Source organism: Priestia sp. KCTC 13724 (assembly GCF_056820425.1).
In genome coordinates this window covers 1-10,133 of record NZ_JBXDLD010000106.1, presented here as the reverse complement: position 1 = coordinate 10,133, position 10,133 = coordinate 1, and the positions used below count along the sequence as shown (strand labels likewise).

The window sequence follows — 10,133 nt, the reverse complement described above, 5'->3', positions numbered from 1 at the left end:
CTTTTTTGGCTCTAAACAGGAAAAAACATTAAACTGAAAATTGCGTCAACATTTATGCAACACTAGTGAACCTTATCATATAAATATAAGGCCAACAACTGAAACTAGTGTATTTATGGACAAATAGTATAAACCTCCCTATTTATTCACCTTAAACTTATCTATATTCCCTGTTTCCTTCAATTTACTCTTTATTTTGATTAATTTCACACTATCTTTTATTTTTGGTCAAAACATGCATAACTTGGTTCATTCGCGGGTATCAAAAAGATATAAGATTCAAATACACTATCAGGAGGTTGTTATTATGTCATTTATTTGGATGCTTATTGTAGGTGGACTTATTGGTTGGTTAGCTGGTATCATTACTGGAAAAGGTGTCCCAGGAGGGATTATCGGTAACATTATCGCTGGTTTTATCGGAGCTTGGTTAGGTGGACTTATTTTTGGAAACTGGGGTCCTGAGATGGGCGGATTCGCCATTGTACCTGCCATTATTGGTTCAATCATTTTAGTATTAATCGTAAGTTTCGTTATGAGAAAAATGCGTAGAAACCACGCTTAACATTGAAAGAGGCTGGGACATAAGTAATTCGGCCAATGATAAACCTGAACGATTGAGAGTTTCTCACTTTTAATCGTTCAGGTTTTTTGTTGATTGTGAAAACAATGTTGGAAACAGGGTGGAATGGAGCGTAGGACGACCGTAGCGCAATGGAACGAACGTGTGGAGACAAATCAAAGAGATGGGAACAGCTAGTGTTCGTCTTTTAGAAGCAATCATTTTGTTATGTCCCAAACTCTTTTTCGTGAGTCAAAATATTTGAATCAAAAATACCCTTCTTGTTACACTGAGTCTATCCTTACTTAAAAGGATTGCATACAAAGACTGGTTTTGAAGGAGATGAACGAATAATGACTCGCTATTCTAAGCTATTTGAACAAACACAATTAGAAGGTCTACAATTGAAAACAAAAACTGCAATGGCTCCAATGACACGTTGCTTTGCAGATGATGAAACAGGTGTTGTAAATACAGAAATTGCTGAGTACTATCGTCGTCGCGCTAAAGACGGCATCGGCCTCATTATCTCAGAAGGTGTTGTCATTAGTGATCGCGCTAAAGGAAATCCAGGTGTTCCAGGAATCTATACGCAAGAGCAAATTGAAGCTTGGAAAGAAGTAACCAATGCCGTTCACGACGAAGGTGGTACAATTATTGCGCAAATTTGGCATGTAGGGCGTTTAAGTCACCATGAATTAATTAAAGGCCAACAGCCTCAAGCTCCTTCTGCCATCGCTGCAGCTGGTCAAGTTCCTCGCTTCCGTAAACCTTATGAAATACCAGAAGAAATGACAAAAGCAGATATTAAAGAAGTTGTTGCTCAATATGCTCAAGCTGCTAAAAATGCCCTTGAAGCTGGATTTGACGGTGTTGAAATTCACGGTGCACACGGCTACTTAATTGATCAGTTTAACTCTGAGTTTTCAAACAAGCGCACAGATGAATACGGTGGAGATTTAAAACAACGATTAACATTCATGAAAGAAGTCATTTCTGCCGTGATTAATGCAATTGGTGCAGAACGTGTTATAATTCGTTTTTCTCCGCATAAGGTCGATGCGCCTGAATACAGATGGGATGATGCTGAAAAAGCAATTCAAACCTATGTTGAAGCATTTAAAGAAGTTGGCGTGAAAATAATTCATCCTTCAATGCTTAACTTTTACGAAGATGTAAAAGACGGTAAGAACCTTTATGAAATTGTTCGAAACTACTGGAGCGGCCCTATTATCGGAGTTGGTGATTTAACACCAGAATCTGCAGAACGTGCTCTAGAAGCTGGCTGGATTGACGTAGCCGCTATTGGACGCCCACTTATCTCAAACCCTGACTATTTACATCGTATTCAACAAGGTGAGCCTCTTGTAGAGTACGATGCTGCGACACACTTACCAAAACTAATTTAATAATCGTAAAAGAGCGGCCTATAGCCGCTCTTTTTTTGTTAGACTCCTCCCTTTTCTATTCTCTCTTGTTGTTGAAAAACATATTGAATGACTCTACTATAAGATTTTAGAGCTATAAGCACCTTTTTAGCAGTAGTATTTCCCATCTTGCTATTTACAGGGTTATTTACTAGCTCTCCTAAAGAGTTTGAAGTAAAAAAATAACAGCGCTGAAAAAGAGCAAGATTCAAAGCGTGAGCTTCAATAATAAAGATATGCTTTAATCATATTCATTCACCTCATTTTAAAAGTGAGGCATCAAAAGTAGCTTTTCGTTACGTGTGAAAAGAGACATGGAACACCTTATGTTGCCTCTATTTATAGCTCTGTACAAATTGGGGTCATCAGTGCCCATTCCCCTTCACCTCGCATATCAATACTGTATTTCTTCATGGATACTTTTTAAGTGTAAACCATCTCTAACAAAAAGCAATAAAAAAACGAAGCCAGAGATCCCCTCGGCTTAAAGGGTCCTGGCTTCATCTATATAATATAAGGGGTTAAATAAAACGTACCTTTATTATAGCATATAATAAATGGTCTTATTTTCCTCTTATAGAAAATAGTTCTTATTTCTCACCTTTTCCCAGTTCTCTTTCTTTACGAACCTGCTTAGCAAAGAATAATTCATATACAACTGGAATGATAATTAAGGTTAATAAAGTAGAAGATGTTAGACCACCAATAACCGTTATTGCTAGACCTTTAGAGATCAATGTTCCACTTGATGTTGTCAAAGCAAGCGGGATCAGCGCTGCAATTGTTGCAAAGGCTGTCATTAGGATTGGACGTAAGCGCGTTTTACCAGCTTCAATAAGCGATTCGCGAATTGTCATACCTTTTTGTTCTCTATTTTGGGTAATTCGGTCTACTAATACAATAGCGTTTGTCGTTACAATTCCAATTAACATTAGGAAACCAATCATTACGCTAACAGATAGAGGCTCTTTTGCGATTACTAAGCCAATTAGTGAACCAATTGGAACAAAGATTAACGACGATAAAATAATAAATGGTATACGAGCTTTACCAAACGTAATGAGCATCGTCAAGTAAACAAGACCAATGGCTGTTAAAATAGCCAATCCTAAAGATTGGAAGATTTCTACGGTTTCATCACTACCGCCTCCACCTTCAAGACTTACCCCTTTTGGTAAATTAAGCTTCTCTACACCCTCTACTACGTCTTGCGTCACTTTTTGAATATTTTCGTCTTTAATATCCGCTTCAACGCGAGCAAACACTTTTCCATCTAATTTTTGAATGGATGTAAATGTATCAATTTCGCTTACATTAGCAATATCTTTTACTGCTACTGGTCCTCTTTGTGTAAAGATTTGCAGATCTTCAATTGCTTTTGTTGAACTAATATCTTCATCATAAGAAAGCTGAACTGCACGATTTGTTCCATCTAACGTTAGGTCACCTACTGATACAGGTTTTGTTTGATCGGTAATGGTTCCCACAAGCTGGAATCCAGATACACCATACTCAGATGCTTTATCTTGATTAACTTCAACCACAAGCTGCTTTTGTTTATCAGAGAAATTATTTTTTACGTACTTTAAGTTATCATACGTATTTAAATAATTTTCTACTTCTTTTGCCGCCGTTTGTAAGTCATCTAAGTCAGATGAGAATAAATCTACCGTTACGTTGTTATTAGTTGGTGGTCCACCTGTTGAAGCTTCAGATACGCTTAGTGTTGCTTTTGGAGACTCTTCTCCTACAATTTCTTCCATCTTACTTTGAAGTTCATCAATATACGCATCTACATCTACGCCATCTTTCAGATTTAAGAAATAACCGATCTGATTTGGTCGCTTTACGCCAGTTGCAAAGTCGCGTGAACCGACTTCTGTTGTTACCTCTTTTACTTCATCTTCGTTTGCAAATAGCTCCTCCACTTTTAACGACACTTCATTTGTACGTTCTAAAGAAGTAGACGAAGGTAGCTGAACATTTGCCTGTAGAAGCCTTTGTTCTTCGTTTGGAATGAATGTGAAGCCAAGCGATGGAACAAGAGCAAATGAACCAAATAATAGTAAGAAAGATAGAATTAAAATTTTAATCTTATGGTTTAGTGACCATGCAATCGCTTTTGCATATCCACGCTGAATTTTACCCTCTTTCTCTTCTGCTGGTACCTTCTTAAACGCAAATTTTGCTAAAATCGGGACGATTGTAACCGCAACAAGAAGAGATGCTAATAATGAAAATACTACTGTTAGAGCAAATGGTAAGAAGAACTCACCAGTAATTCCACCGACAAAACCGATTGGTAAAAATACAACAACAGTTGTAATAGTCGATGATGTAATGGCTTTTAATATCTCTTTTGTTGAAGATTCAACTAATTCATCAGAAATGCCTTCTTCTGATTTTCGAACACGTCTAAAGATATTTTCAATAACTACGATACTATCATCCACAACGCGCCCAACTGCTACTGCCATTCCACCTAGTGTCATGATATTTAATGAAATATCCAGTCCATTTAAGAAAATAGCTGAGACAAGAAGTGAAAGTGGAATCGAGATAATTGAAATAATGGTAGCACGGAAGTTGCGCAGGAAGATTAGTACTGCAATTGAAGCGAACAACGCCCCAAGCAATCCTTCTTTTACTAACGTTTCAACTGACTTTTCAATTCCTTCTGCTGAATCAAATCCAATAGCATAGTTAATATCATCATCATATTTTTTCAACACTTCTAATGCATCATTGGCAACTTGAACCGTATTTGCATCCTGTTTCTTTGTAATAGCCATTGTTAGCGCCTCTTGTTGATTATAGCGCGTGTATTCTCCTTGCTCACTCACTTCTTCAATCGTTGCAATATCACCAAGTGAAACTGGTGGAGCTTCGGGATTAACTGTAGATTTTAGCTCAACTTCTTTTAATGCATCAATTGTATCTAGTTTCTCTTCAACTCGAACAGGAATTTGGAGTTCTTCACCGTTTACAGTTCCTGCTGGAAACGATACGGACTTTTGGTTAATTTGCTCTTTGATTTGTTCAAGCGTCAGACCAGCTGCCACTGCTTTTTCTTTATCCAACGTAATTTGTAAAAAATCATCCTTTACGCCACCAACAGATACAGAGTTAATCCCTTCAATTTTATTTAATTCTGGGATAATTTCCCTGTCTAAAAGCTTTTCAACTTCTGCATCACCTTCAGCAAATAAAGAAATGTTCATAATCGGGAAAGTACCAAATGAAAAGCGATTCACATCAACCGTCGATGATTCTGGTAAATCTAAATCTTTTGTTATAGTGTCAATTTGTTGTTCAACTTCATCTAAATCCGTATTGAACGGAAATTTTAAATTAATAATCCCCACGTTCTCGTAAGAAACACTTTGAACGCTTTTAACGCCTTCAAGACCTTTTAACTGCTCTTCTAACTTCGATGTTACTTGTTCGTTTACATCACTAGGAGAAGCCCCAGGATATACAGCTTCAATCGATAGCTGTGGAAATTCAATATTAGGTAATAAGTCAATTTTCAACCTTGAAAATGAGAATAATCCAGCTATGATAAGCAGAAACGATAAAATGAATACTGCTACTGCATTCTTTAAGCTAAACTTTGTCAAGAAATTCATAAATAGCCCCCGTATATTTTATTAGTCGCATTTTACATGTGTAATGTAGTGAGTACCAGCGGGTCAGTTTTTAAAAAAAGAAATCAATAGCAACCTTCTAGGAAAAGGTCAACTGTAAACGTTGCATAACGTTCAATTTCTTTTTCTGACACATTTTTGTTAGATACAATATCCATTCTATACCCATTTAGCATGCTACAAAACGCTTTTGAATGTAAAGCTGTATCTTCAAGTCCCTCTTCTTTCATCAAGTCTGATACTAGGGAATGATAATCATCAAAAAAACGATGCAAACGCTCCATCATTCCAGACATTTGATGGGGAGCTTGCCAAAACGAATCTGGGTACTTTCTTGTGTTATAAAAAAAGTACAGGTGATGTCTTGCAATTGAATAAAGCTTTTGCCTAAATGTTTCACAGCGATTGGTTTCTCGCTTTGCGTTAGCAATGAAGTAAAGAAAAGAGCGATCATTAACCGCAATATATAAGCTTTCTTTTGAAGGAAAGTAAAGGTAAAGTGTTCCTTTCGACACACCCGCTTTTTTAGCAATATCAATCATTTTAGCATCATGATAACCATTTGCTCCAAATACAACAAACGCTGCATCAAGGATATTTTCCTTTTGTTCTATTCCTTTTGTCATATTTCCAAACCCTTTCCTGCCTCTTATTACACGTGTAAAACAGGATTAACGTATCGAGACTGAACGTAAATAAATGTACAGTTTCATCATTTACTATATATACTCATAAAAGATAACGTTATACCTTGTCAACTCATAGTGTGCTCTTTTTTAATTATCTTTTGAATCTTTTGTGACAGCGACCATTGATGCTTGTAACGGTTGCATCTACATGGTACATTTTTCACGACAGTTAAAAAAATCATACATTTGGAGGATGAACCAAGATGTTAAGATCATCGATTGGCCGCTTACGTTTGTTAAGTATTTTAGAAGGCATTTCATATCTACTTTTACTATTCATTGCTATGCCTTTAAAATATTTAGCTGGTATTCCTGAGGTTGTATCCGTCGTTGGAGCTGCCCATGGTGCTCTGTTCGTATTATACATACTTGCTGCTGTGCACGTAAAATTTGAGCATAGAAAAACAATTTTATGGGGCATCTATGCGTTTATTTTATCTTTTATTCCTTTTGGAACGTTCTATTTAGACAAGCAATTAAAACATGAGCAATAAATAAATCACGCCAAGAAACTGGCGTGATTTATTTATTATTAGGAAAGCTTGTTAAACTGTTCAATGGTTTTCCACCATTTAAAGGAATGTGGTTTTAAAAGCCTTCCTATTTCTTCAGATGTTATGTGTTGTTCAGAAAGCATTTCATACATAGTCTCAAACAAGCCTATCGTTATGCTTTCTTTTACTTCAGCTTCACCTTCTGTATATAATCGTTCAATGGTTTCAAATATCTCAGATTCATGGGCTAATTGATTATTAAATTCTAATGAAATTAAGTGAGAAGCAAAGCGCTTCAGCTCTTGCTGCAAACCTTCTATTGTTGTTGTATTCACCTCTTCATCATATTGAAATGATGGACTTGCATCAGTTAACAATGGAATAACTTCGCCCTTTGTAATCATATGTTTCCCTACCTTATTTGTAATCTAAATATAGTAATATACTTCTTATTTACCCATTGTTATTATACTTAAACGTGAAGATTGAATCATACTGTTTGTAATTCATCAAGAGAGGTTACTAATATAGACGCTTTTATGTATTACCCTACACTAAGCGTAAGTGCACCGACAATTGCTATAATTGGAAAGGCACTGATCAAACCAATCTCTATCATCATAAATTTTGTTAGAAACCCTCGGAACTGCTGTTTTTCTATCCTGTTTGCCACCTGTTGGTGAGTTTGATAAATGCGAAGCATCGCTCCAATCCAAACGACAGCCACAATAATTAATGGACTCATGCTTGAAGCAGGTTCTGGGTTCATAAATGCTAATACGATTAAAATTAACGGAACAATTTCTACTACCGCGTGTTTAATAAAAAACATAGTCTGAATACGAACAAGATCTTGATAAATCTCATTATCTGTTTTGTCTTCCTGTAGCTTACCTTCAATTGTATAAATGGTTGACTGATAAATAAACATCATTCCGATAACGGCAATTAGTGCTCCGATGATAAAATACCATATGCTCATTACAAATCTCCTTTCTAATAAAAAGACGGTATATTGCTAGAAAATCTAACGTAAACATTTTATCATTTTATGCTTCATTCGTCTTATAGATTTATAAGAAAGAACTGTTTATAATGAGAAATGAACTATTTTACTAGAAAGTTTGTCTATTGGAGGAAATTATTATGATTTTAAACTATAAAAATCAAGCAACAGGTCATCGTATGAATAATGGTTGGAATTTCTTTTATGCAGCTAACCTAACAATGTGGAGAAAAGATGAAAAATATTTACTATTAGATGAAAATCAAGATATCGTACTCATTTTTGGCTTTAAAAAAGAGGAAATTATCCTTGAAAAGATTCAAACGTGGGGATATACCTTTAATATTCACCCAGAAAAAAAGCAGATTTCTTGTTTGCAACGTCAAGAAGAAATTGGCGAACAAGAAATGAATTAAACAAAAAGCGCGCAGGCTGCGCGCTTTTTCAGTGTTCTTCCGATGGATTATCTCCATATAGCATGGCTTTTATATGCTCCTTCTCCTGGTCTTTTACAATATAGTACCATGTTCCGTCTACTATTTGCGTTTCTCCTTCTACATGTACTGTTTCAAACGTTGGTTTGCCTTTTTCCATTACGTTATATACAGCTAACGCGTCTTTAATCGTTACGTTTGTATCAACGTATTGCTTTGTAATATTTAAGAGATTGGGAAGATTAGCTACCGTTGACATACTCATTCCTTTGTCTAAGAGCGCTTCTACTACTTGTTTTTGTCTTTCATTACGACCAATGTCTCCTTTAGGATCCTCATGTCTCATCCTTACATAAGCTAAAGCTTTTTCACCGTTTAAGTTTGTTTCACCCTGCGGAAATAAATAAGATGCAAATGTGAATGGAAACGGATTATCAACCGTTACACCACCTATCTCATCCACGACCGCTTTAAATCCTTCCATGTTTACTTTGACATAGTAATCAATTGGCATATTTAAGAATTGTTCGACAGTGTCGACTGTTAGTTTAATTCCACCGTACTTATAGGCATGATTAATCTTTTCCATTTCTGCTTGTCCTTTAATTTTCACACGCGTATCTCGAGGGATAGGCATCATTTTCAAATGTCCATTTTCTGAATTAAAATGAACAACCATTAGTACGTCTGAACGTCCCGTATCTTCTTCTCGTTCATCTACACCCATTACGAGCATGTTAAATTCCTTTGCCTCAACTTTTTTTTCACTAAAAACATATAAGACCCCAGTTAAGACGCAACCAAGAAATATGAGTACGGAAAGTAACGTGTACTTGAACTTCATAACTTATGTCTCTCCCTTCTGTCCCTCCGCTGCTTTTATTAGCTTATTTACTTCCTATATGCCTTTTTTTTCAAAGATTTATACCTGCTAAGTATAATTAGAAGCGCGAAAATAAAATGACAAAAGGGTTTGACGCAAAAAACCGGATTGAGTTTTTCAATCCGGTTTCATTTTACTGAATATGTTTTATTGCTTCCGCAGAACTTTCTTCTCTTTGTTTCCACTCATAATCAATCATGCTCATTTCAATTAAGCTCCAATACTGTCCGTTCACGTGCTTTACATCTCGCATCATCCCTTCACGTAAAAACCCAATACGCTCGTATGACTTAATAGCAGCTTCATTGAAGTCAAATACGCCCAGGGAAATACGATGAAGTCCTAACACATCAAAACCGAATGATAAAACATGGTCAAACATATCACCACAGTATCCTTTTCCTCTTTCCTCTTCTTTGAGCAATACTCGACCAATTCTGCCCGTCTTATGGTGATAATCAATATGAGCAAGAGAAATATGACCAACTAGCTGGCCGGTTTGTTGATGAAAAACGGAGAAAGCATACGTATGGGCTCCTTCATAATTGGCATAGCGGATATATTCTTTGAGCTGGCGAGGCGTAAGTGGATATGCAAACGTGGAGCCACTCCACTGAATCATAAAGGCTTCTGAGGGAATCCATTCAATGAGTTCTTTTATATCTTTTTTTGTGAACGGTCTTAATTCAATCATCGCATTCCCACCCCATCGTAAAATATTTGATTTTTCTAAATATATTACAGTTGTTTGAATTAACTGTCAAATAATCCGAAAAATTTATTTGGTATTCTCAAATAAAACGAAGTGGATAATTATTATCCACTTTAGAAAGGTTTGATATACTTTGCATCACTAGTGTCGCATTAAAATAATTCAGCGCTTTATAAAAATCTAAATTTTCAGTAATTTTATCTTTGCATAAAAAAAGCCTTTATAATGGTTGGGCGGTACTAAACCATCCAAATCCAAAATAAAGGACAATAAGCATGG

Annotated in this window: 9 protein-coding genes and 1 pseudogene; 4 read left to right on the top strand and 6 right to left on the bottom strand. The window is 36.0% G+C overall.

Translation table 11 applies throughout. The annotated features are described in order from the left end of the window. Nucleotides 1-307 precede the first annotated feature (307 nt). On the top strand, nucleotides 308-565 hold the full coding sequence (locus tag AC1UFB_RS14645; RefSeq protein WP_061785287.1) for a GlsB/YeaQ/YmgE family stress response membrane protein: 258 nt from the start codon (nucleotides 308-310) through the stop codon (nucleotides 563-565). A gap of 362 nt (nucleotides 566-927) precedes the next feature. Then, nucleotides 928-1,971, top strand: a pseudogene (locus AC1UFB_RS14640) (alkene reductase); the annotation flags it as partial. Nucleotides 1,972-2,579: 608 nt separating this feature from the next. On the opposite strand, the gene AC1UFB_RS14635 reads toward AC1UFB_RS14640, so the two are convergent. Continuing rightward, complete coding sequence (locus AC1UFB_RS14635) at nucleotides 2,580-5,618, bottom strand: efflux RND transporter permease subunit (RefSeq protein WP_482589428.1); 3,039 nt, start codon at nucleotides 5,616-5,618, stop codon at nucleotides 2,580-2,582. 83 nt (nucleotides 5,619-5,701) lie between these two features. Beyond that, on the bottom strand, nucleotides 5,702-6,262 hold the full coding sequence (locus AC1UFB_RS14630) for a TetR/AcrR family transcriptional regulator (RefSeq protein ID WP_100347166.1): 561 nt from the start codon (nucleotides 6,260-6,262) through the stop codon (nucleotides 5,702-5,704). Between the two features lie 266 nt (nucleotides 6,263-6,528). Here AC1UFB_RS14630 and AC1UFB_RS14625 point away from each other — a divergent pair, with 266 nt between their 5' ends. Next, nucleotides 6,529-6,819, top strand: coding sequence for a DUF3817 domain-containing protein (locus AC1UFB_RS14625; protein ID WP_100347165.1), 291 nt, complete (start codon nucleotides 6,529-6,531; stop codon nucleotides 6,817-6,819). A gap of 38 nt (nucleotides 6,820-6,857) precedes the next feature. Here the strand turns inward: AC1UFB_RS14625 and AC1UFB_RS14620 are convergent, their stop codons facing one another. Beyond that, complete coding sequence (locus AC1UFB_RS14620) at nucleotides 6,858-7,223, bottom strand: DUF7674 family protein (RefSeq protein WP_025909966.1); 366 nt, start codon at nucleotides 7,221-7,223, stop codon at nucleotides 6,858-6,860. A 140-nt stretch (nucleotides 7,224-7,363) separates the two neighbouring features. Further along, entirely contained in the window at nucleotides 7,364-7,801 is a 438-nt protein-coding gene (locus AC1UFB_RS14615) for a hypothetical protein (RefSeq protein ID WP_062686666.1), read from the bottom strand. A 164-nt stretch (nucleotides 7,802-7,965) separates the two neighbouring features. Here AC1UFB_RS14615 and AC1UFB_RS14610 point away from each other — a divergent pair, with 164 nt between their 5' ends. Beyond that, nucleotides 7,966-8,241, top strand: a complete 276-nt coding sequence (locus AC1UFB_RS14610; protein ID WP_025909964.1) for a hypothetical protein — start codon at nucleotides 7,966-7,968, stop codon at nucleotides 8,239-8,241. A 28-nt stretch (nucleotides 8,242-8,269) separates the two neighbouring features. On the opposite strand, the gene AC1UFB_RS14605 is transcribed toward AC1UFB_RS14610, so the two are convergent. Then, nucleotides 8,270-9,103, bottom strand: coding sequence for an LCP family protein (locus tag AC1UFB_RS14605; RefSeq protein WP_076512436.1), 834 nt, complete (start codon nucleotides 9,101-9,103; stop codon nucleotides 8,270-8,272). 172 nt (nucleotides 9,104-9,275) lie between these two features. Next, entirely contained in the window at nucleotides 9,276-9,836 is a 561-nt protein-coding gene (locus AC1UFB_RS14600) for a GNAT family N-acetyltransferase (RefSeq protein WP_062686664.1), read from the bottom strand. Nucleotides 9,837-10,133 lie beyond the last annotated feature (297 nt).